The organism is Mycoplasmopsis bovirhinis (genome assembly GCF_900660515.1).
In the GTDB taxonomy this organism is placed as follows: domain Bacteria; phylum Bacillota_I; class Bacilli_A; order Mycoplasmatales; family Metamycoplasmataceae; genus Mycoplasmopsis; species Mycoplasmopsis bovirhinis.
The window spans coordinates 674,077-697,956 of sequence record NZ_LR214972.1; the positions used below are offsets into that span (position 1 = coordinate 674,077).

At 31.2% G+C, this 23,880-nt stretch carries 22 protein-coding genes and 2 rRNA genes; 12 read left to right on the forward strand and 12 right to left on the reverse strand.

Going from position 1 to position 23,880, the window contains the following annotated elements; all coding sequences use genetic code 4:
* Window positions 1–76 precede the first annotated feature (76 nt).
* From EXC44_RS02740 to EXC44_RS02755, 4 genes are all read right to left on the reverse strand, one after another.
* Entirely contained in the window at window positions 77–640 is a 564-nt protein-coding gene (locus EXC44_RS02740) for a restriction endonuclease subunit S (RefSeq protein WP_129621736.1), read from the reverse strand.
* A 35-nt stretch (window positions 641–675) separates the two neighbouring features.
* Window positions 676–1,833, reverse strand: a complete 1,158-nt coding sequence (locus EXC44_RS02745; RefSeq protein ID WP_129621738.1) for a restriction endonuclease subunit S — start codon at window positions 1,831–1,833, stop codon at window positions 676–678.
* Between the two features lie 92 nt (window positions 1,834–1,925).
* A complete protein-coding gene (locus EXC44_RS02750) occupies window positions 1,926–2,585 on the reverse strand; it encodes a DUF402 domain-containing protein (protein ID WP_129621740.1) in 660 nt (219 codons plus the stop codon).
* On the reverse strand, window positions 2,585–4,885 hold the full coding sequence (locus EXC44_RS02755) for an MYPU_1760 family metalloprotease (RefSeq protein ID WP_129621742.1): 2,301 nt from the start codon (window positions 4,883–4,885) through the stop codon (window positions 2,585–2,587). Before EXC44_RS02755 ends, EXC44_RS02750 begins: the two co-directional genes overlap by 1 nt.
* 189 nt (window positions 4,886–5,074) lie before the next feature.
* Here EXC44_RS02755 and EXC44_RS02760 point away from each other — a divergent pair, with 189 nt between their 5' ends.
* The 5 genes from EXC44_RS02760 to EXC44_RS02780 all read left to right on the forward strand — a co-directional run bounded on the left by EXC44_RS02760 (window position 5,075) and on the right by EXC44_RS02780 (window position 8,510).
* On the forward strand, window positions 5,075–5,290 hold the full coding sequence (locus EXC44_RS02760) for an MAG6790 family protein (RefSeq protein WP_129621743.1): 216 nt from the start codon (window positions 5,075–5,077) through the stop codon (window positions 5,288–5,290).
* Window positions 5,291–5,371: 81 nt separating this feature from the next.
* Window positions 5,372–6,559 (forward strand): acetate/propionate family kinase, encoded by a 1,188-nt coding sequence (locus EXC44_RS02765; protein ID WP_129621745.1) that lies wholly within the window; start codon window positions 5,372–5,374, stop codon window positions 6,557–6,559.
* The gene (gene coaD / locus EXC44_RS02770) at window positions 6,559–6,993 is read left to right on the forward strand and encodes a pantetheine-phosphate adenylyltransferase (RefSeq protein ID WP_120160402.1); all 435 of its coding nucleotides are present in this window, start codon (window positions 6,559–6,561) and stop codon (window positions 6,991–6,993) included. Before EXC44_RS02765 ends, coaD begins: the two co-directional genes overlap by 1 nt.
* A complete protein-coding gene (yihA, locus tag EXC44_RS02775) occupies window positions 6,986–7,564 on the forward strand; it encodes a ribosome biogenesis GTP-binding protein YihA/YsxC (protein WP_129621747.1) in 579 nt (192 codons plus the stop codon). The genes coaD and yihA overlap by 8 nt, the downstream gene beginning before the upstream one ends.
* Before the next feature lies 1 nt (window position 7,565).
* Window positions 7,566–8,510, forward strand: coding sequence for an MAG1430 family protein (locus tag EXC44_RS02780; RefSeq protein ID WP_165001848.1), 945 nt, complete (start codon window positions 7,566–7,568; stop codon window positions 8,508–8,510).
* 112 nt (window positions 8,511–8,622) lie between these two features.
* Here the strand turns inward: EXC44_RS02780 and EXC44_RS02785 are convergent, their stop codons facing one another.
* The 8 genes from EXC44_RS02785 to gmk all read right to left on the reverse strand — a co-directional run bounded on the left by EXC44_RS02785 (window position 8,623) and on the right by gmk (window position 15,762).
* Complete coding sequence (locus EXC44_RS02785; protein ID WP_129621751.1) at window positions 8,623–9,132, reverse strand: adenine phosphoribosyltransferase; 510 nt, start codon at window positions 9,130–9,132, stop codon at window positions 8,623–8,625.
* An 8-nt stretch (window positions 9,133–9,140) separates the two neighbouring features.
* Window positions 9,141–10,946 carry a translation initiation factor IF-2 gene (infB, locus tag EXC44_RS02790; RefSeq protein ID WP_129621753.1) on the reverse strand — a complete coding sequence of 602 codons (1,806 nt, stop codon included), beginning with the start codon at window positions 10,944–10,946 and terminating at the stop codon, window positions 9,141–9,143.
* A complete protein-coding gene (locus EXC44_RS02795; protein WP_129621755.1) occupies window positions 10,922–11,215 on the reverse strand; it encodes a YlxR family protein in 294 nt (97 codons plus the stop codon). Before EXC44_RS02795 ends, infB begins: the two co-directional genes overlap by 25 nt.
* Window positions 11,202–12,977 (reverse strand): NusA N-terminal domain-containing protein, encoded by a 1,776-nt coding sequence (locus tag EXC44_RS02800; RefSeq protein ID WP_129621757.1) that lies wholly within the window; start codon window positions 12,975–12,977, stop codon window positions 11,202–11,204. The genes EXC44_RS02795 and EXC44_RS02800 overlap by 14 nt, the downstream gene beginning before the upstream one ends.
* Window positions 12,978–12,986: 9 nt before the next feature.
* Window positions 12,987–13,415 carry an LSm family protein gene (locus tag EXC44_RS02805; protein WP_129621759.1) on the reverse strand — a complete coding sequence of 143 codons (429 nt, stop codon included), beginning with the start codon at window positions 13,413–13,415 and terminating at the stop codon, window positions 12,987–12,989.
* Window positions 13,416–13,537: 122 nt separating this feature from the next.
* Entirely contained in the window at window positions 13,538–14,209 is a 672-nt protein-coding gene (locus EXC44_RS02810; protein ID WP_120160388.1) for a ribulose-phosphate 3-epimerase, read from the reverse strand.
* Between the two features lie 8 nt (window positions 14,210–14,217).
* Complete coding sequence (rsgA, locus tag EXC44_RS02815) at window positions 14,218–15,066, reverse strand: ribosome small subunit-dependent GTPase A (protein ID WP_129621761.1); 849 nt, start codon at window positions 15,064–15,066, stop codon at window positions 14,218–14,220.
* A gap of 69 nt (window positions 15,067–15,135) precedes the next feature.
* On the reverse strand, window positions 15,136–15,762 hold the full coding sequence (gmk, locus tag EXC44_RS02820; protein WP_120160384.1) for a guanylate kinase: 627 nt from the start codon (window positions 15,760–15,762) through the stop codon (window positions 15,136–15,138).
* Between the two features lie 90 nt (window positions 15,763–15,852).
* Here gmk and truB point away from each other — a divergent pair, with 90 nt between their 5' ends.
* The 7 genes from truB to EXC44_RS02855 all read left to right on the forward strand — a co-directional run bounded on the left by truB (window position 15,853) and on the right by EXC44_RS02855 (window position 23,820).
* Window positions 15,853–16,701, forward strand: coding sequence for a tRNA pseudouridine(55) synthase TruB (gene truB, locus EXC44_RS02825; RefSeq protein WP_129621763.1), 849 nt, complete (start codon window positions 15,853–15,855; stop codon window positions 16,699–16,701).
* On the forward strand, window positions 16,689–17,504 hold the full coding sequence (locus EXC44_RS02830; protein WP_129621765.1) for a YcsE-related riboflavin metabolism phosphatase: 816 nt from the start codon (window positions 16,689–16,691) through the stop codon (window positions 17,502–17,504). Before truB ends, EXC44_RS02830 begins: the two co-directional genes overlap by 13 nt.
* Window positions 17,505–18,344, forward strand: a complete 840-nt coding sequence (locus tag EXC44_RS02835; RefSeq protein ID WP_129621767.1) for an FAD synthase — start codon at window positions 17,505–17,507, stop codon at window positions 18,342–18,344.
* A gap of 122 nt (window positions 18,345–18,466) precedes the next feature.
* Window positions 18,467–18,733 carry a 30S ribosomal protein S15 gene (gene rpsO, locus EXC44_RS02840; RefSeq protein WP_099309596.1) on the forward strand — a complete coding sequence of 89 codons (267 nt, stop codon included), beginning with the start codon at window positions 18,467–18,469 and terminating at the stop codon, window positions 18,731–18,733.
* Between the two features lie 29 nt (window positions 18,734–18,762).
* Complete coding sequence (rpmB, locus tag EXC44_RS02845) at window positions 18,763–18,954, forward strand: 50S ribosomal protein L28 (protein WP_099309595.1); 192 nt, start codon at window positions 18,763–18,765, stop codon at window positions 18,952–18,954.
* A gap of 178 nt (window positions 18,955–19,132) precedes the next feature.
* A 16S ribosomal RNA gene (locus EXC44_RS02850) occupies window positions 19,133–20,641 on the forward strand.
* A gap of 290 nt (window positions 20,642–20,931) precedes the next feature.
* Window positions 20,932–23,820: ribosomal RNA gene (locus EXC44_RS02855) — 23S ribosomal RNA — on the forward strand.
* Together the 16S and 23S rRNA genes form the textbook arrangement of a ribosomal RNA operon.
* The last annotated feature ends 60 nt before the right edge of the window (window positions 23,821–23,880 follow it).

Genomic DNA, 23,880 nt, shown 5'->3' on the forward strand with positions numbered 1-23,880 from the left:
ATATTATTTTTAATAATAACTAAATAATAAGTATTTTATTAGTAGAAAACAAACATCCAAATTATGGATGTTTGTTTTAACTTACCTTATTAAAACTTAAAAGTTTGTTTCGATAATATTCATATTGTTTTTGCCGAAAGTTTATTTCAGCTGGCAGACCTTGAGTTAGGTTGTTTGTGTAGGTTGAAAAATTATCTAAGATTGCAACTATTTGGTTTTGGAGTGATAGAGGTGGGATAGGGATAATAATATCCTCTAAATCCTTTTTATTTAGTGCTGGTATACTTCCTTCACTTACCAATGTTTCTCTAATTTTTTGTTGAGTATTTTTTAGGTAATAATATAGAAATTTAGTTAATATTTCATTATCATCCTTGCTTCTTAAAGCGTAGCATAATCCACCAGCCCAAAAGTCTTGATCCATATATTGCACAAAACTAGCATTTTCACCTCTTGAAGCAATTGTTATTGCATCACCGTTGTTATTAAATTTGTAATAATATCCATAAATAGATGTACCAGAGTTTATAACAGGGTATTTTCCATTTGGTATTAAATCAGTAGTTTTTAATGTAGCTTTAGGCAAATTATTAATTAATTCTCCAAGTTTCTTATATTTAACCCCATACCCATAACTCATTAAATCCAAACCAAAGACATATTCAAGTAATTTATTTAATCCAGAATTATCGTCTCTCTCTCTCTCTCTCTCTTAATATCATCTATATTAAATGATAATAAGAGATTACGATAATATTCATATTGTTTTTGTCTTAATTGTATTTCAGAAGGAAGGCCAATTTTGAGATCTTTACAGATCTTTTCAAAATTGTCTAAAACTTCCGCAATTCTGTCTTGTACTGGAAGGGGAGGGATGGGTAAAAGTATTTTAGCCATAACATTGCTCATAAGCTTTGCATTAACAGAACTATGATTAACATGATCTTTAGTTCGAATAGATAATGCATAATATAAATATTTAATATTATTATTTGTTTTAGGTGTTAATAACCCACACACATTAGTTATATTAAACTTTTCATTTCTATAAAACACTGTGCCAGCATATCCATCTGTTGTTCAAGTTAAATATTCTCCATCATATTGATAAGTATTAATTTTACCTATTTCACCATTGTTTAATGTTGAAGATGAATAAACGGGGTATGGTCCTTTGTTTTCCATCATATAAATTTTTGACATAGTTTTTCCACGGCTGACATTAAATAACTCATCTACTCTTTTATATTCTATTTTATCTTTTTGATCATCAAAAGATAAAAGTTTATCCCTATAATACTCATATTGCTTAATTCTGTCCTTAAGCTCTGTTGTAAGCTCTGTTGTAAGCTCTGTGAAATTGTCAAGAATTTTGACAATTTCGTCTTGGATCGCGCGGGGTGGGAGTGGGATAGTTATTTGAGCCATAACATTACTGATAAGCTTTGCATTACCCATTCCTATATTTACATGTTCTTTTGTATGAATAGATAATGCATAATATAAATATTTAATATTATTATTTGTTTTAGGTGTTAATAATCCACAAACATTGGTTACATTAAATTTTCCATTACGATAAAATACAGTACCAGCATATGCTCCATCTGTTGTTCATGATAAATATTCTCCATCATAATTATATGTCTCAATTTTTCCTAGTTCACCATTATTCTCAGTTTGAGATGAATATACTGGGTAAGGACCTGGATTATCATTAATATATTTTTTTGATATTACTATTCCCCTGCTTAAAGTAAACAACTCAGCAACTTTTTTATACTCAACCCCATCAGGACATAATTCTTTAATTAAAACCTCTATTTTGTTCATAATACCCCTTAATAAATTATTTAATATTATAACAGGGTTTTAAATAAAGAAAAACAAGGCAAAGGTAATTTGCATTGTTTTAGCCTTCTTTTTTACTTATGATATGGTTTTTTACCAAAACGTCTAAGCATTTTAAACATTTGTGATTCTTCTAAATAGCTTTGGTGCTTATTTTGTTTATATTCATGGTATTTGGCATCAGATAATAATTTATCTTGGTGCATAAGATCTAAGTAATAATCAATGATGCTATCATTGAAAAAATAAGCATCATTGTTATAAATACCAATGAGATTTTGAATTTCATTCAAAATCGTTAGTTTCATAATTTTAGAATAATTAAACTTTTTAGCATTTGTTTCAAATTCTTCTTTATCCACAATTTGCAATTCTTTATTAGGATAATGTTTTATATCTAAATCATAATCAATGAATTTAATAGTATTATCTTCATAAATAGGTTGCGAAGCTAAATTTATGTAATAACATTTAGCTCCGCTGCGAAGCATCATGATAGTATTATAAAAACTATCTTTTGGTATAAACCATAAAGCATCATCAGTGTAAGATCAACCTTTACGGCCTTTGATGTTTTCGATTACGCGTGAACCTTTTAAAGATAAGACTAAATGTCTTTTATTATGAAATAAAAGCTTTGCATTAGTTCATTGGCGGTATAAAAAGCCATTGTGCTTATAAGCTTGGACATTAACTATTTGCCCAACTTTAATGTCATGAAAATCTCATGACATTATTTAATTGCCTTTAAAGTAATGTTTCCATTTGTATTTTCAACAAGAAATTTATCAAATTTAGAAGATGTTGCATTAGTAGATCTTTGGGTTGTTACTGGACGTTGAGTTGGCAGAGTAATTTCTTGCTGAACTAATTCATCTTCACTTGCTACACCATCATTATTTTTATCTTTTCATAAATGAATGGTCGAATTATCTTTAACTTCAATAAAGTCTTTAGTGATATAACTTAAATAGTTTTGGGTATAACCTGCATCTGAAGGGTATAGCCGGTTGTCAATTTGTGTTTGACGTTCACTTGTTACCCTAAGATTCACACCTTCACCTTCTTGCATTTTTGCACCTTGGTCAATATCTTTATGACCGAAGAAATTAAAAGTATTTGAATATTTAAATAAACTTTGGCCATAAATTTTACCATTTTGTTTAACAACTAAACCATCAACTTTCTTATCTGTTTTGATATAACCTGTAAATCTAACTAAAGTTGGATATTGAGTATTAGTCGTTTCAAGTCCTTGGTCATTTTTAGATACAATATTTTTAGTATAAATTTGACTTATAGTTTTACCATAACCCATAGTTTCTAAAAATACTTTATAAAATTCGACTGCTCTATTTTTAGTTTTTTTAGCTGGTAATTCTCCTGGGTTTTCTGTAGTAGTGACTATTTCTCTTCTGCCATCTCATGAAGTTGTAGTAGATACACTATCAACAGTTCTAAATTTATTAATATCAAAAACAGAGTTTGGCATTACAGTAGCATTAAATCTTGGTGAATTATCATAAAAGTTAACACCTTCACCATTTTGGAATCATCCTTGACGACGTTGTGAATCAAAATTATTTAAATAAGTATGTGATCAATCTTCAGCATTTCCACTTGGTGAAAAGACTTGAGTAACTCTGTTGTATTGATCGGTTTCTAAGTAGCGTACTCCAAACCATGTAATGCTATTTTGTCCTGCTTCCATTTTTTCAAGTGTTTTATTTTCTTCATTCATTGAAAAATATGATTCAAAAGCATACTTTGTGTATTCTCTTGGAACAAGTTCAGTTAACGAGAAATTATATTTAAGTCTTGATTTAGTAGTAGTAAAAGAACCACTTGGTGAAATAGCCATGTATTGAGTTTGTAATTCTCTTAAATGTTCTGGCGTTTGAAGTTCATTAGCCAAACGTCATATATCATTTAATGATAAATTATTGTATAAAAGAATTGACTTAACTCTTGTGGCTCCTAATTTTTCTAACACTTCATCTTTGATATAAGCTTTTTTATTAACATCAAAGTTTAAAAGACTATAAAAATTAGAGCTAAAGTATGAATTTCAAAATTGTCTTGCACCATGGCTATGATCAGCATTTTCAGCAGTTGTTCCTGGGTTATAGTATATTTCAGTTGTTTGACGTTTAGTTACATCTTTTGCATTAGCTTTATCAACACTAACTTTAGGGTCCTCAATTAAACCAATTTCAGCATAAACTGTTACTCAGTGGTGGATGTATTCGTGGAAGATTGTTGGCATTAAACCACCAATAATTTCATAAGTACTGAAACCTTTATTTTGAACTGATGAACCATTTACAAACATTCTTCGTGAATCAGGCATATATAATCCATTAACTTTATCATTAATAATTTTATAATCATTAATTGAGATAGATTTAAGGTCATAAATTTCTTGACCATATGGAATTTTGCGTTTAAATTCATGAACTAAATTTAAAAGACCACTTTTACCAAGTTGGTATTTTCATGCTCCTGTTCTTTGATCTAAGTATGCATGTTCTCTTCAAATTAATTCAGTTTGCGTATCTACGAATTCTAAATATGGTTCACCATTACGATCTAACTCCTTTACTTTATCAATGTTTGTATTAATCATTGAATTAAGTTTGGCTAATTCTTTTGCCTTTTGTTCTTGAGATAAAGAAGTTGTAAAATATACTTCTTTATCCGAGATTTTTAAAAAGTTGTTAGTTGTAGTGTTGTTTGCAACTGAATCTTTTCCTTGTGGTTGGTTAGAATTATTTTCATCAGGGCTAACAGGGTTTTTTTCATGTTCTTTTAAAGCTGGATCTTTAGGATCACCAATTACATTACGTTCATATGAACCATTTTTTGAACCTGGTGAACCATTTTGATTATCATTACCATTATTTGGGTCAAAAATTTGGCCTATTTTAATAATTTCTCTTTTAATATCATCACCAATGCTGCATGAAGATGCAACAATTGGAAGAGTTAAAAGAGGAATGATTGATATTTTTTTTATTAATTTTCTAAATTTCATTGCTATGTATTCTCCTTTATAGAACTAAATATAGTTCAATTATAACATAATAATAATATATATTTAGATATATAAAATTAGTTATTTTTCAAATAATTAACATGATAATTTTGAATTATTTAATAATTATTTGCAAAAATTTATTCAAAAACTAGTATAATATTATTATATATTTATGGAGGTTAATTTATGTATAAATATAAGGCAAGATTATTATCAGATGGGCAAATTATTGCCAAAGCAAATACTTTAGAAGAATTAGAAGGGTTAATCAAAGGATTCCGTAGAGGACAAAAACATAGAGAACACACCCAAGGGAATGTTAAAATTGAAATTATTCATGTTGAACGTAATCACCTTAGAGGCGAAAACTACTCTAAAGAAGTTTTAATTAAAGTAGTTTAATATTTTTTTAGTTTTACCAAGATTTTAAAAAGTTTTAAAATCTTGGTTTTTATAATTTTATTTAATTATTAAGGAGTAATTATGCAAAAAATTTTAGTGATTAATGCCGGAAGTAGTTCGATTAAAATGAGTTTGTTTATTAAAGATTCATTAGAACTTTTAGGCAGTGGCCTTGTTGAAAGAATTGGACTATCTCAAGGAAATTTAACTTTAAAATATAAAGAGCAAAAATTTGAGAAACAAGCTATAATGCCAAATCACCTAAAAGCAGTTGAAGAATTATATGCTTTAATGCAAGAAAGTAATTTGATTAAGGCCAAAAGCGAAATTGAATATATTGGCTTTCGGATTGTTCAAGGTGGTGACGAAATTAAAACTACTACTAAAGTAAATCAGGAAGTAATTCAAATTATTGAAAAATATGCAAGCTATGCACCATTGCATAATCCTGGTGCTTTAGAAGCAATTAATGCTTTTAAAAAAATCTTTCCTTTAGCTAAGTTTTCAGCTGACTTTGATACAGCTTTTCATACCACAATCGCAAAGGTAAACTATACTTATCCTATTAAAAAAGATTTAGTAAAAGATTTAAATATTAAAAAATATGGAGCTCATGGTATAAGTCATGAATATATTACTAAGAAATTACAAGATATTTTAAATAAAGATAAAGTTACTTTTATTAACTTGCACCTTGGAAATGGTGCAAGTTTATGCGCTATAAAAGATTCTAAATCTTTTGATACAAGTATGGGACTAACTCCTTTAGCTGGTATTATGATGGGAACTCGCTCAGGAGATATTGATCCTTCAATTCATGAATATGTCTTAAAAAATACAAATTTAAGTATTTCTGAATTTACTAATATTTTAAATAAAGAATCAGGTCTTTTAGGAGTTTCTGGTATTTCTAGTGATATGAGGGATATTAGAGCTGCTGCTTCTAGTGGCAATGAAGATGCTTTATTTACTCTTGATTTATATGCACAAAAAATTGCAGATTATTGTGCAATATATTTTAATAAACTTGGAGCTAAACTAGATGCTTTAGTTTTTACAGCAGGAATTGGTGAAAATGTAGCTGAAATTCGCCAAAGAATTATTGATAAACTTTATTTTAAGAATTTAGTTTTAAGTAAAGAATATAATGAAGGGCAAATTAATGATTATACCTTAATTTCTGATAAATTATCAGAAATTCCAATTTACGTAATAAGAACTAATGAAGAATTAGTTATTGCTCAAAATGCTATTAAAATTTATAATTAATGAATAAAGATAATAAAAAAGCTTTGTATGCTGGGAGTTTTAATCCATTTCATAATGGACATTACCAAATTTTATTAAAAGCTTTAAACCTCTTTGATGAGGTTTATCTTTTAGTTGCACAAAATCCAAATAAACCAAAAAATGATATAATAGAAAATATTAATTTAATTAAAGAAAAAACAAAAGGTTTAAAAAACCTTTATGTTTTAGAACCTTATGAAAACATTTTAACAGCTGAAGTAGCCCAAAAACTAAAGATTACATATTTAATTCGCTCAGCAAGAAATAACCTGGATTTTCAGTACGAATTAGAATTAGCAAGTCTCAACAAAGGTTTTAACCCAACCCTTGAAACTATTATAATTATCCCTGATGAAGAATATGTGAAATATTCTTCATCACAATTACAAAAAATAAAGGAGCAAAATGTTTAAATTTATTAAATCTGCGACAAATAAAAATAATTGGCATAATCACAATAATTATGAAATAGCTTTTTGGGGTCGTTCTAATGTTGGTAAAAGTAGTTTAATTAATGCTATTGTATCAAATAAAAAATTAGCTCGAGTTTCAAAAACTCCAGGGAGAACTCAACTGATTAATTTCTTTGAAAATGATTCTGGTGCTGTTTTAGTCGACTTGCCGGGTTATGGCTATGCTAAAGTTTCACAAGAACAAGCAAAGAGTATGATGTTAATGGTTGAAGATTATTTGGAAAATCGCAAAAATTTAAAACTCTTATACTTGTTAATTGATTCGCGCCATGGTATTACAAAAAATGATGCTATTGTCTTAGATTATTTAACAACAATAAAATTACCTTTTGTCTTAGTTTATACTAAAAGCGACAAACTAAGACAAAAAGATAAACAAACTTTGCTTAAAAGCATTAAGCAAGCTTATGAAACTTATGGTAAATTTAAATATTTTATTGTTTCGGCGCAAAATAATACTCAAATTAATGAACTAATTTTTAATCTTAATGAAGTTTTTGAAGGAGAATAATATGGCAAAACTAACTAATAAAATAATTTTAGGATCAGCAACTTTATTTGTCTTAGCTGGATGAACACCAGCTTTAGTTAGTAAAGTTAAACTAACTGCACTTTTTAAACAAGAAACTTTTGATGATAAAGTTAATGCTTTAAAAGCAGAATTATCACAATTTAGCTTAGCAACAGGTAATTTTGATGTAAAAGATGAATATGCAAGTAAGTATGCTAATAACCCTACTTACATAAAATCATCACTAAATACTCCTAAAGGAGAATCAAATTTTTGAAAAAACCAATTATTATTTAGTTCACTTTTAAATAATAAAGATTTAAACCAAAATAAGATTTTTGGTTTAAATCATCCTAAGGGTCATTTATTAAACATCTATCAAGATAAATATAACATTAGCTTTTATTCATATGCAAGTGACTTAACTGGTACTTTGTATTTAAGAGTAATTTTTAACCCCAAAAAAAGCACATACTTAAATACTCAAGTTGACTATATTTATAAACTAGAAGGTTTTAAAAAATATGATGAAACATCTTATAGTGAAGGAATGTTTATTAAAGATGTTAATTTTGTAGAAAACTTATTAACCAATTATCCAACTTTAGATGAATTTGAGCAAGCCTATAATCAAGCAAGTGATGATGCAACTAAAACTGCTTTTTATAATAAGGTATTTAATTATTATGGTGCATCTGATAGTTCAGCAATTATCCCTTCATCTATTACTCTTAGTTTTGATAAAGAAAACAACACCGTTATTTTCCATTCAAGACTAAGAGCTGTTATTAATGATGCTAATTTAGATAATTTAAATAATATTACTACACAAGATACAAATATTAGTGGGAGTTTTAGAATAAAATATCCTGTGCCTAAAGTTAAACAAGCAAATTCCGAAACTTCAAATTCACAAGACCAAGCTAATAATAAAAGAAGTGGATAGCAAGAGCAAAATATTGATTCATAAATTAATCAAAAACAAGCAGAAGAAAGTAAAATTTAGAAAAATTAATAAAACAAAGACTATAAAAACAGCTGCAAAGGCAGCTGTTTTGCTATGCTTTGATTAATGAATGAATTTGAATTTTATCATCAAATATTTTTTTTGCTTTAAGGTTTTTTAATTCAAGTAAAACAATAATTTTAGTTACACTGGCTTGTTGTTTAGCAACTAGTTTAACCATTGCGTCAATAGTTCCACCAGTTGCCAAAACATCATCAATAATTGCAACCTTTTGACCTGGTTTAATTAAGTTTGCTTGTATTTCTAAAGTGTTGTGACCATATTCTAATTCGTAGCTTTGAGATAAAGTTTGACCTGGTAATTTACCAGGCTTACGAACCATAATAAATGGTTTAGCTGTTTTATAAGCAGCAGCTGTTCCAAATAAAAAACCTCGAGCATCAGGGCTGACAACCACATCTATCTCATCTAAATAACTAGCCATCAAGTCAATAGTGGCTTGAAATGCTTTTGGACTAGCTAATAATGGTGCAACATCTTTAAAAATGATACCATCTTTAGGAAAATTTGGAATGTCTTTAATGTAAGTTTCTAATTTCATTATAACCTTTAATTAATTCTTACATCTTCAAAGAATTCTAAGACATCATCTTCAGCTATATCGTCAAAGTTTTTTATGTGGGTACCAAAGTCTTTACCTTTAATAACTTCTTTAACATCGTTTAATTCACGGCGTAAGCTTTCTATTACACCATCATGGATTAAAATACCCTTCCGGTAGACTTTAACCTTACTATTAGCCTTAACGGCACCTGAATCAACTAAACACCCAGCAATTTTACCTACTTTTGAATAGTAAAAGACTTTGATGATGTGAGCTTGGGCAATTTTGCGTTCTTCATAAATTGGTGCTTTTTGGCCATCAAGTAAACTTTGACAATCTTCAATAATTTTATAAATAACATTATGTTCAATTAAACTAATGCCTTGTGCAGCAGCATTTTGTTTAATTGCAGCTGGTGTTTTTAAGTTGAAGACAAAGATAATAGCATTTGAAGCTTGTGCAAGTAAAATATCATTACCATTAACATTTCCAGCACTTGCTGAAATAATTTTTATAATGGCGTCTTCATTTTCTAAAGCATTTAATTGACCTTTTAAAGCTTCTGCTGTTCCATGTACGTCACTTTTAATTAAAATGTTAATAACTTTTTTTCCATCAGTATTTGCTGCTGAAATTGATTTATCATGTAATAAATTCATTTTATCAGCAAAAGCTTTTTCGTTAGCTAATTTCTTAGCAAATTTTTCATTGTTAAATCCAACAAACTTATCTCCTGCATCTGGTGCGTAGTTAAGTCCAGTGATGATAGCTGGCGAACCGGGAAGAACTTTATCTAATTTCTCGCCTTGAGCATCAGATAAAGTCCTAATTCTTCCATATTTTGAACCAGCAACAATAAAATCACCTTTCATTAATGTTCCATTTTCAACAATAATTGTTGAAACAACACCAGCTCCTTTGTCAATACGTGATTCAATAATTGTCCCAATTGGATAACGACTTGGATTAGCTTTTAAATCTAATAAATCAGCTAGCAGCATAATGGCATCAAATAAATCTGTAATTCCATGGCCATTAATTGCTGATCCATAAACTATTTGAGTATCACCACCATATTCTTCAATTACTACTTCAGCTTGAGCTAGTTCTCCTTTAAGACGATCTAAATCTTTGTTAGGTTTATCCATTTTGTTAACAAAAACAATAATTGGAACATTAGCCGCTTTAGCATGGATAATTGCTTCTTTGGTTTGGTGCATTACTCCATCGTCTGCGGCAACAACCAAAATAATAATATCTGTTACTTTAGCACCACGAGCTCTCATCTTAGTAAAAGCTTCGTGACCTGGTGTATCTAAGAAAGTAATTTTACTGTTTTTGTAGTTAATTTGGTAAGCTCCAGTATGTTGTGTAATACCACTTAATTCAGTAGAAACAATATTAGAATTTCTAATTTTATCAATTAAGGTAGTTTTACCGTGGTCAACGTGTCCCATAACGGTAATAATCGGGTATCTTTTTTCAAGATCAGCTTCTTGATCTTGAAACATTACTTCATCTAAAAAGTTAGTTCCATCAACATTTGTTTCTTTTTGAAAATCAAAACCATTGTCAATGCATAATTCAGCAATTTCTTCTTCATCTAAAATTTGGTTTAAATTATACATTTTACCTTTTAAGAAGAATTTTTTGATAATATCATTAGCACTAATTTTAGTTACTTTAGCAAAATCAGTGATTGACATTTTTCCGGTAAAGACAAAAACTCCGTCTTTTAGTTCTGTTTTAGTATTTTGTAATTGTTCTTTTATTTCGCTAATGTTACTTATTCTGGTTTGTTTTTTGCTCATATTAGCTCCTTTAATTGCGCTTCGAGGTTTTCGTATTGCTCTAAAGTTATATTAGCACGCAACGAACGATTTAAAGCACGTTTTTTTTTAATTATAGCTCAATTTTCAATGGTAGGTAAAAAATAAGCGCCTCGACCTTTTTTAGTTTTAAATTGATCAATTGTAAGTGTATTATTTTGTTTTTGATAGTCAAAACGTACTAAATATTTTACTGGAATAATTTGCATTGAAGCAATGCATTTACGAGTTAAAATCTTATCAGTTTTCATCTTCAAAATCACTTAAATCAATATCTTTAGCAAGACCGTAACTAACTAAATCTGAATCAACTTTGAAATCTTTGATTTTTTTGTATTGTTCTAATAAACTTTTTTGTTTTTTATCTTTTACATCTTGTTTAGATTGGTTTTTTTGCTCTGATGTTTCTTGTTCAATAAGAGTTGATTCATCTTCAAAATCTTCATCTTCAGCAGCAAAAGAAGGATCAAAAACATAGTTCCATTGCTCTAATTCATTAGCAATATCTTCTAAGGTTGCGATATTATGTTCTTTATCTTTATCTTTAACTTCTTTATTTAAAGTATCAAATAACTTTTCAATATCAACATTTTTAGCTTCTTTTGAATTAAATGTTTTATCTAATATAGTATTTTTAGCTAGTTTTTGCTCTGATTCTTTTTGTATAGTATTATTAATATATGTTTGCAAGTCTTCATCAAAATTATTTAAGGCGATTTTCATTTCTTTAGAATCAAGTAATTTAGCTGCATAAGATCTTTTAGTTTGTTTAGGTTTAGTAGTTTTAAATAATTGTTTTTCTTGTAATTTACTTCCTACAGCTAGTTTTTGAAGCGTTTCTAAATTTGCTCTATTGTAAGGAAGTTTAAGCTTATCAGCTTGCTCAACACTTTTAACTTCAATTAAGATTCCTGACAATTTTGCTGCTAATTCAATATTAACAGCTCCTTTACCAATTGCTTTAGTTAATTCTTCATTTTTAACAATTGCAAAAGCTTTTTTATGATCTTTGGTAACTAATACATCAACAGGTTTAACAGGTGAAATAGAATTTTTAATGAATTCTTTTTTATTATTTGATCAACGGATTACATCAATTGATTCACCAACTAATTTTGAGGCTTTCGTTATTCTTTCTGCTTTTTGTCCAAAGATTGATCCAATGATATCAAATTCAAATTTTTTCTTAGGGTTAGCTTGAACAGCTACTTTAGTTCTTTCCCCAAATTTTCGAGCATAACGAACTATTTCAATATCACCATTAGCTATTTCAACAATTGAAACTTTTAAAGCATTAATTACTTCTTCTGGATCAATCATAGTTACTTCTAAAGGCGAAGCAGTTTTTTCCTGGTTGATATTTTCTAAAATAACTTGGATATCCGAACCAGGGTTAAGTGATTTTTTGGGGTGAGTTTTTTTCTTTGGTAATAAAGCTCTAAATACGTCACCATCATGTAATATATCAACGTCAAATTCATGTTTTAGTGCTGTGTTAATTTTAGCATTAAATTTTTGTCCAATTTTATCGCTAAAAATCTTAGTAATACGCAATCTTTCAAGTTGCTTTAATTCTTGTTTAAAACCATTTAAAATTACTAGTTTTGCTTTTGCGTCTAAATCATCAAAATTAAACTCAATTTCTATTTCGCTGTCTGCAACGAAGTTAGCCCTTTTAGTTTCAGGAATTTCTGAAAGTAGTATATCCATGAATTTGTGTGATTTAGTTTCTAAATTTGACTCATGTTCTAAATTTCCAAGATCATCAACAATTTTACCTTTTAAGTTGATAATCTTGGCTAATTTATTTTCTTGATCAATTGAGATCTGGATTTGTGCATCAGGATCATAAGATTTGTTAATTACTCTTTGAATTTCACTTTCAAAAATTTTAATAATATCTGTAATTGGCAATTTTTTAGTGACTGAATAATTGTTTAATAGTTCATAAAAAACCGCCTTTTGACTTTTAGTGTTAATTTGTTTATTATTGTCATTTTTTGTTCTAGCCATATTTCCTCATTAAAATTTAATATATTTTTCGATTTTGTTAATTTGGGTTTTATTAATTAAAATTTTACGAATGTTACCTTTTTGGTTTCATTGCAATTTAATTTGTTCTTTAGTTACTTCTAATAACTTAGCAATTAAAATACTTTGATCGGCAAATGGCCTACTAAGAAAGATCTTAAGATTTTTATTAAGATGATTTTCCAGTTTATCTAAAGGTATTTCTAATGCTTCTCCTTTAGATAAAACTTCAAGGCAATAATTATCCTCAAATCAATCTTGGTTCTCTAAATAAGCGCTAATTTCTTGTGAAATTGCTTGCACTTTTTCTAAATCATTATAATCAACTGTAACTTCTAAAGTTTTACCAAAAGTATTAGTTAATTTAGCTGATAAAATAATTTTACCAAATTGTAAGGTCAATAATTTTTTATAATCCATAAGTTTGCTCCTTTAACTTTTATAAGTATATTAGAAAAAGTTGCCAAGGCAACTTCTTCATATATATTTGACTAAGTTAATTATATTATAACATTAACTAAGATAAATTTAAATAAATTTATTTATTCTTTATCAGCAAATTTACCTAAGATACTGTTAATTCGTTTTCTTGTTGGTTCTACAACTAAAAAAGTACCTGCAACCACAGCATCTGCTCCGGCTTTTAAACACAAAGGACCAGTTTCTGAGTTGATTCCTCCGTCAACTTGAATTAAATAATCATATGAATGTTTAATTCTTAATTGACGAAGTTCTTTAATTTTATCAATTGATGATTCAATGAATTTTTGGCCACCTTTTCCTGGTTCTACTGACATAACTAAGACTAATGATAGTTTATTTAAAAAAGGTAAAATAGTTTGAACCTTTGTATCTGGTTTGATTGCTAAACCTATTTTTAATTCTTGATTATTTTTATTTAAAAATTGTTTAAATTTATCCAAATTATTTTGGATTGATTCAAAATGGAAAGTAAAAATATCAACATTATCTTTTAATATTTCAAGATAATCATAAGGATTTAGAACCATTAGATGTGCATCTTTAAAATGTTTTAAACCTTCTTTGTTAATTTGTTTAATTTCTTCAGGAAAAATTGCTGTATTAGGTACAAACTGACCATCCATAATGTCATAATGGATTCATTTAATGCCATTTTGAATCAAAATATTAGCCATCGATAATCTTTGATCTTTGTCAACATTTAATAAACTTGGTGTTACATATTTTTTCATAATTACTCCTATTTTTGTAAAGTTAATTCATTTTGTAATTTAATGTAATTTTGGTACCTAAATTGCGGTATTAAGTTATTATCAACTGCTTGCTTAATAGCACAATCTTTGCTTGCTTCATTAAGATGAAGGCAACTTCGAAACTTACAAGTTTGTGCTAAGGTTTTAAACAATTTAAAACTTTGAGCCAATTCTATTTTATCTAAATCTAATGTTACTGACGAAAATCCTGGTGTATCAATTAAATACCCTTGATTAAATTTAATGATTTGAACAATCCGTGTAGTGTGTTTACCACGGCCCAAAGCTTTAGAAATTTCTTGGGTGGCAAAATTAAGGTTAGTTAATTTATTAAGGGTAGTTGTTTTGCCAACACCACTTTGTCCCATAAAAGCACTAAATTTATTTAAAAAAATATTTTTAATCCTTGGATCAAAATCAAGAGAATTATTGATTAAATGTACTTCATAACCCATTTTTTGGTATGTTTGTTGCCATATTTTAGAACTATTTAACTCTAGATCACTTTTTGTAATAAAAATAATTGGCCTAATATTTTTAGCTTCTAAGATGCTTAAATATTTATCTAGTAAGAATGAGCTAAAATCTGGTTTTAAAATTGACATGCATATAATGATTTGATCAATATTAGCAATTTTAGGTCGAATTAAAAAATTCCGACGAGGTAAAATTTCATTAATCATTTGATTTGAAATTTTAACATTATCTCCCACTATTGGAGAGGTATTTAAATACCGTAATTTTCCAGCTGCTTTTAATACTAAGGTTTCGTTATTATCTAAATTTACAATTTTATATCTTCCCGCATTAATGCAAAAGATTTTATATTGTTGCACTAATTTTGCTCCATATTACAAGATAAAAAAGATTTATATCTAGAAGGCATGATTCTAGATATAAATTTATTAATTATCAAGTTTATCACTAATCCCTAGTTCACGGTATAAAATCCGTTTAATTTCATTAGCAGCTCTTTCGGGTGTATCATTGACAACTTGGTATTTAAAGATATGAGCTTCGGCAATTTCGATTTCAGCTTTTTTGAGGCGGTTTTGCAAAGTTTGCTTACTTTCTGAACCTCTATTAATAATTCGCTTTTTTAAATCTTCTACCGAAGGAGGGGTAATAAAAATCGTAATTAAGTTATATTTTGAATTCCATTCTTCTTTTTCAAATTTATTAATAATTTTCTTAACCCCATTAGTTTCAATTTCTAATAATGGAACCATGTTTTTATCATGAATTTTTTTAAGTTCAGAATTTAAAGTTCCATAATAATTATTTAAGTGGTATGAGAATTCAATGAACTTGCGACGTTTCATTAAATCTCGAAAACGATCAACATCAATAAAATGGTAATGAATTCCATCAAGTTCTCCAGGGCGTCTCTTACGGGTAGTTGCTGAGCATGAGAGCGAAAGGTTTAATTCTTCAAAATCAAAAAGCAATCTTTCGATCGTTCCTTTTCCAACTCCGCTTGGTCCGGATAAAATAATTATTGGGTTTTTCTTCGAATTCTTTTTTACCATCATGAATCTATTTTAACACAAGAATAAAATTTTTAGAATAATTTCTAAACCATAAAATTTATGTTGTGTTAAAATATTTTGACAAGGTAAAATATGTTTGTTAAATTTTATAAGCAAAAAGGTGATTATTCTAATAAAAGAATTAGAGCTTTAGCGAAAGAATTACAAGTAAATAAAATTGGACATTTAGGAATTTTAGATCCTTTAGCTGAAGGTTTAATGATCGTGGCAACTGATGAAGATACAAGGTTACTGGAATATATAGATGATAAAACAAAAGTTTATAAAGCTAAAGCAAAATTATTTTTAACAAGTGATACCTTAGATATTATGGGTTTTGTACAAAATACTGAAGTTTTTAAAATAACTAATGAAGAATTGTTAGCAGCAATTAATAAAGCTAAAGAATTTAAAACACAAATTCCGCCATTATTCAGTGCTAAGAAAATCAATGGTAAGAAAGCTTATCAATATGCGAGGGAAAATAAGGAAATAGAATTAAATCCTCAAGAAATTCAAATTAATCATTTAGAACTAATTAATTACGATATAGAAAATCATGAATTTGAGATCATAGCTGATGTTTCACATGGAACATATATTCGCACTTTACTTTGTGACATTGCTAAATTATTAAATACTACTTGCATTATGATGGAATTAAAACGCCTAAGTATTGGCAAAGTTAAACTAAGCAAATTAGAACCTAATGAATTTAAGGAAATTAATCACAGCGAATTATTTAATTTACCAATTTTAAACTTAAATGGAGGTGAATTAAAATTACTAGAAAATGGTCATAGTTTTAAAGTAAATTTAAATGGTGCTCAAGTTTTTGCATTTAATCCTTTTTTAGAACAAATTTGTGCTGTAGGACAAATTACAAACAAGATATTTTATCCAAAAAAAGTTTTTCCTAAGAGGTGTTTATGAAAAAATTAAAGGATCTTATTAAAGTAGCAGCTTTTGACATTGATGGAACTTTATTACCTAATGGTTATATGAAATTTCCAGAAAATATTAAAACAATGTTTCAAGAACTCAAAAATCGAAATATCACAACAGTTGTAGCGAGTGCTCGAGAGTTTGCTAGTATTGGTGATTTTTTAGACCAATTATCTCCAGTTGATTATTTTGTTGGAGCTAATGGTGCTTTTATTTGAGATGTTAAAAAACAAGAATTTTTATATAAATCAACAATTGATAAAAATGTTGTTAAGCAAATTTATAATGAATTTCAAGATACAGATGTGCAAATGTCGATAACTGATTTTGATAAAGTTTATAAAAGCCCTAATATGAAATTAGACACATGGTTTATTAAACCATTTAAAGCTAATTACTTAGAATATAATGATGAATTATTAAAAAATACTGATTTGTATTTGATTACTTTTGGGTCAGATCAGCCAAAAGAATTATCTCTTAAAGTGCAAGAGTATATTGATAAACATAATTTAAATGTCCAAATTGAATCAAGATGATCTCGTGGTTTTTGAGTTAGTCCTAAGAACGTAAATAAAAGTAAAACTTTAAAAATTTTATGTGAATCTCTAGGTTATTCACTTGATAATTTAATTGCTTTTGGGGATAGCTCAAATGATTATGAAATGATTAGAGATGCACTTTATGGTGTAGCAATGCAAAGAGCTAGCCAAAAATTAAAAACTGTGGCAAAAGATATTGCGTTAGATTGTGAATTTGAAGGTTGTTATTTAAAACTTAAAGAATTAAAATTAATTTAAATGAATGAATTAGAAATTTATCAATTTAATAATTTTGAGTCACAAGAGAATGATAATTTTTTAATTGGAAGCTTTGAATCTTTCCATTTAGGTCATTACCAACTTTACAAAGAAGCATTGAAATACCCTGGTCGTAAGATTTTGGTTACTTTTAATCAAGATACATTTGAATTTAAAAATAAAGCTAAATATTTTCAAAGTAATAAAGCTAACTATTTTAATTTAGCTCAGCTTGATTTAGATTGTATTGTTGAACTAGATTTTCACCAAGTTAGGTATTTAAATGCAGTAGAATTCTTAGTAAAATTAACTAAAAAAAAGCGAGCTAAAATCTTTGTTGGCGAAGATTTTAGCTTTGGCTCTGATTTAGTTAAAGCAGCTAATTTAGTTTTAGAACATGATTTTAACTTTACTTTGATTGCTTTACCAATTTTTAAACTCAAAAATCAGAAAATTTCAACAGGTTTTTTAAAAGAGTCTTTGGAATTTGGAGATTTAGAATTAATTAACAATTTATTGGTTTATAATTTTACTTTTGAAGCAATTTTTAATCAAACAAATTTAGAGATTAATCCAAAGCAACTTTTACCTCATCCAGGGATTTATTTATCAATTTTATATTTAAATGATTTAGCTTATTTATCATTAACTCATATTAATTTAGCAAAAGGTGCCTCGATTATTTTATTAGCTAATGAAGTTGATTATAGCAATGAACTAACTAAGATTCAATGCTATATTGAATTAATCAAAAAGCAAAGACTAATTATTTCCAGTTCGCAAGATCAAATAACTAACGAAGATATTGAAAATACAAAAAAATATTTAGTAAATCAATAATCTATGGTATAATAGCGTAGCTTATTATGAAAAGCAACATAAATTTTATTCTTGGTTTTAACATCCAAAATAGTTATAACTAGGTTTAAAACATAATAGATTTACAATACATAGGAGATATTATGGTTTCAAAAGCTAAAAAAGCTGAATTAGTTAAAAAGTTCGGTAAAAATAATAAAGATACAGGTAATGTTTTAGTTCAAATTGCAATTCTTACTGAAGACATTGAATTACTAAAACCACACTTTTCAAAAAATCCTAAGGACAACCACTCACGTAGAGGGTTCTTAGCAAAAATTGCACAACGTAAAGTACTATTAAAACATCTTAAAGAAGCAAATTTAGAAGAATACAACAAAATTACTAGCGCTTTAAACATCCGTAAGTAATTTAATATAATATATTTAGGAGATAAATTATGGCAAGAAGATGTCAATTATCAGGTGTAGGTCCTTTATCAGGCAATACACGTTCACACGCTATGAATGCTTCAAAAAGAAAATTCAACGTTAATTTACAAAAAGTAAGAGTATTAGTTGATGGACGTAGAATGACTTTACGCGTAAGTGCAAAAACTCTTAAAACCTTAAAAACTAAAGGTTTAGTATAATAATATATAACCAGCAGCTTTGTTTGCTGGTTATCTTTATTAACAGAATTAAATTTGTCAAAAAAATTAAAAAATATTTTGGTTTTTATTTTTTTTGTATTATAATATTCTTGCGCTTTTTAAAAAAGCAGCATGAAGTTCTTTGAAAACTAGATATACACAAAACATGACAGTCAATTTTTTCGAGAGTTTGATCCTGGCTCAGGATGAACGCTGGCTGTGTGCCTAATACATGCATGTCGAGCGAAGTTCATTAGAACTTAGCGGCGAATGGGTGAGTAACACGTACTTAACATACCTCTTAGATTGGGATAACGGTGAGAAATTATCGCTAATACCGGATACTTATATAAGTCGCATGACTTATATATAAAAGAAGCCTTAAAGCTTCACTAAGAGATTGGGGTGCGGAACATTAGCTAGTTGGTAAGGTAATGGCTTACCAAGGCAATGATGTTTAGCGGGGTTGAGAGACTGATCCGCCACACTGGGACTGAGATACGGCCCAGACTCCTACGGGAGGCAGCAGTAGGGAATTTTCCACAATGGACGAAAGTCTGATGGAGCGACACAGCGTGCAGGATGACGGCCTTCGGGTTGTAAACTGCTGTTATAAGGGAAGAAAAAGCATTAGAGGAAATGCTAGTGCCTTGACGGTACCTTGTTAGAAAGCAACGGCTAACTATGTGCCAGCAGCCGCGGTAATACATAGGTTGCAAGCGTTATCCGGAATTATTGGGCGTAAAGCGTCTGTAGGTTGTATGTTAAGTCTGGCGTGAAAACTTGGGGCTCAACCCCAAATTGCGTTGGATACTGGCATGCTAGAATTGTGTAGAGGTTAGCGGAATTCCTAGTGAAGCGGTGAAATGCGTAGATATTAGGAAGAACACCAATTTGGCGAAGGCAGCTAACTGGGCACATATTGACACTGAGAGACGAAAGCGTGGGGAGCAAACAGGATTAGATACCCTGGTAGTCCACGCTGTAAACGATGATGATTAGCTGATAGAGAGGTCTATCGGCGCAGCTAACGCATTAAATCATCCGCCTGAGTAGTATGCTCGCAAGAGTGAAACTTAAAGGAATTGACGGGGATCCGCACAAGCGGTGGAGCATGTGGTTTAATTTGAAGATACGCGTAGAACCTTACCCACTCTTGACATCTTCTGCAAAGCTATAGAGATATAGCAGAGGTTAACAGAATGACAGATGGTGCATGGTTGTCGTCAGCTCGTGTCGTGAGATGTTCGGTTAAGTCCTGCAACGAGCGCAACCCTTGTCCTTAGTTAATTTTTTAGGGAGACTGCCCGAGTAATTGGGAGGAAGGTGGGGACGACGTCAAATCATCATGCCTCTTACGAGTGGGGCAACACACGTGCTACAATGGATAGTACAAAGAGAAGCAACATGGTGACATCAAGCAAATCTCAAAAAACTATTCTCAGTTCGGATTGTAGTCTGCAACTCGACTACATGAAGTCGGAATCGCTAGTAATCGTAGATCAGCTACGCTACGGTGAATACGTTCTCGGGTCTTGTACACACCGCCCGTCACACCATGGGAGCTGGTAATGCCCGAAGTCGGTTTTGTTAACTACGGAGACAACTGCCTAAGGCAGGGCCGGTGACTGGGGTGAAGTCGTAACAAGGTATCCCTACGAGAACGTGGGGATGGATTACCTCCTTTCTACGGAGTACATTAAGTTACAATTTACTTTAGTAACAATTACCAATTATTACATAAGGTTATCATTTCTTATTTAATGTCATGGTTGAGATAACCCAACAAGTATATCTAGTTTTGAGAGAACTTCTCTCAATGTTCTTTGAAAACTGAATAGTAAAGATAAATTAATATAACAACGACATCAATAAAATAAATTAGTCAATTTGTTTTGTGATTACCGAGTAATTATTTTAAAAATAATTTATTAAAATGTCTTTGAATACATCAACAACAATAGGTAAATATTGAACTTTTAAATAAGTAAGAGTGAGTGGTGGATGCCTTGGGTCTGGAAGTCGATGAAGGACGTGATTACCTGCGATAAGCCTCGTGGAGCTGGATATGAGCTACGATACGGGGATTTCCGAATGGGGGAACCTAGTTAGAGTAATGTCTAACTGCTTCAAGATGAATAAAATAGTCTTGAATGCGAGACACGTTGTGAACTGAAACATCTTAGTAGCAACAGGAAAAGAAAATAAATAATGATTCCATTAGTAGCGGCGAGCGAACTTGGAAGAGCCCAAACCACCTTCGGGTGGGGTTGTAGGACTATCTACATAAAGTCACAAATTTTTGTTATAGCAGAAATAGTTGGGAAACTATAGCATAGAGGGTGAGACTCCCGTATGCGAAATAACAAAAACTTTTGATAGTATCCTGAGTAGGGCGGGGCACGTGAAACCCTGTCTGAATCCGCCAGGACCATCTGGTAAGGCTAAATACTAATCAGACACCGATAGTGAACTAGTACCGTGAGGGAAAGGTGAAAAGAACCCCGGGAGGGGAGTGAAATAGAATCTGAAACCACTTACTTACAATTAGTCAGAGGCCGTTAATGGCTGATGGCGTACATCTTGCAGTATGGACCGGCGAGTTATGTTAACATGCAAGGTTAAGCAGAAAAAAGCGGAGCCGTAGAGAAATCGAGTCTTAATAGGGCGTTTAGTATGTTGATATATACCCGAAACCAGGTGATCTATTCATGAGCAGGCTGAAGCTTGGGTAATACCAAGTGGAGGGCCGAACCGTAGTACGCTGAAAAGTGCCCGGATGACTTGTGAATAGCGGAGAAATTCCAATCGAACTTGGAGATAGCTGGTTCTCCTCGAAATAGCTTTAGGGCTAGCGTGTGATGTTAAACTTTGGTGGTAGAGCACTGAATATGGAATGGCCGCGCCTAGCGGTACTGACTATAATCAAACTCCGAATACCATTGTGTATTATCATGCAGTCGGAACCGGGGTGCTAACGTCCCGGCTCGCGAGGGCAACAACCCAGATCGTCGGCTAAGGTCCCAAAATTATGTTAAGTCAGAAAGGTTGTGAGATTTCATAAACAACTAGGAGGTTGGCTTAGAAGCAGCCACCCTTTAAAGAGTGCGTAATAGCTCACTAGTCAAGAGATCTTGCGCCAATAATGTAACGGGAGTAAAACATAATACCGAAGCCACGGGTACAAAAGTACGTTAGAGGAGCGTTCTTAATGCGGAGAAGTCAGACCGTGAGGACTGGTGGAGCGTTAAGAAGTGAGAATGCCGGTATGAGTAACGATTCGTAGTGAGAATCTACGACGCCTATTGGGAAAGGTTTCCTGGGGAAGGTTCGTCCACCCAGGGTTAGTCAGGACCTAAGGAGAGGCTGAAAAGCGTATCTGATGGACAACAGGTTAATATTCCTGTACTACCTTGTTATAGTGATGGAGTAACGGAGAAGGATAACACTACCTATTAATGGATTTAGGGGTAAATAGTAACTGGTGAATATAGTTAAATGCGTATTCTAATACCGGGAGCTATGATGCATAGGTCTTAGGACTCAATTGTGTGATTTCATACTTCCAAGAAAAGCTTCTAAACGTTTAAATAACAGGGTACCTGTACCGAGAACGGACACACGTTCCCAAGATGAGTATTCTAAGGCGAGCGAGAAAACCAATGTTAAGGAACTCTGCAAATTAACCCCGTAAGTTCGCGAAAAGGGGTGCCAACTGTAACAAGTTGGCCACAGTAAATTGTGAGGGGCAACTGTTTATCAAAAACACAGCTCTCTGCTAAACCGCAAGGTGATGTATAGGGGGTGAAGCCTGCCCAGTGCCCGAAGGTTAAGTGGATGCGTTAGCTTTAGCGAAGCGTTGAAATGAAGCCCGGGTGAACGGCGGCCGTAACTATAACGGTCCTAAGGTAGCGAAATTCCTTGTCGGCTAAATACTGACCTGCACGAAAGGCGCAATGATCTCTCAACTGTCTCAACATTGGACTCGGTGAAATTATGGTCCCAGTGAAAACGCTGGGTACCCGCATCAAGACGAAAAGACCCCATGGAGCTTTACTACAACTTCGTATTGGAACTTGGCCTAACATGTGTAGGATAGGTGGGAGACAGTGAGATCAAGGCGCTAGCCTTGAAGGAGTCAACCTTGAAATACCACCCTTGGTATGTTGAGTTTCTAACCTGCCGCCGTTATCCGGCGGGGAGACAGTGCGTGGTGGGTAGTTTGACTGGGGCGGTCGCCTCCTAAAAGGTAACGGAGGCGTTCAAAGGTACACTCAATACGGTCAGAAACCGTATGTAGAGCGCAAAGGTAGAAGTGTGCTTGACTGCGAGACCTACAAGTCGAGCAGGTGCGAAAGCAGGACTTAGTGATCCGGCTGTACGTCATGGAACGGCAGTCGCTCAACGGATAAAAGTTACCCTGGGGATAACAGGCTTATCTTGCCCAAGAGATCACATCGACGGCAAGGTTTGGCACCTCGATGTCGGCTCATCGCATCCTGGAGCTGGAGTCGGTTCCAAGGGTTTGGCTGTTCGCCAATTAAAGCGGTACGCGAGCTGGGTTCAGAACGTCGTGAGACAGTTCGGTCCCTATCTGATGTGGGCGTTGGAATATTGATGAGAGCTGCTCTTAGTACGAGAGGACCGGAGTGGACGTACCGCTGGTGTTCCAGTTGTTCCGCCAGGAGCATAGCTGGGTAGCTAAGTACGGAAGGGATAACCGCTGAAAGCATCTAAGTGGGAAGCCTCCTCAAAGATAAGTATTCCCTTGAAATTCCTTGTAGACTACGAGGTTGATAGGATGGAAGTGTAAGTGTAGTAATACATTCAGCTGACCATTACTAATAAATTGATAGGTTTAAAAGTTAAATGTATTCAAGACATTTTAATAAATTAAAGTTTACTATTCAGTTTTGAAATAGCATA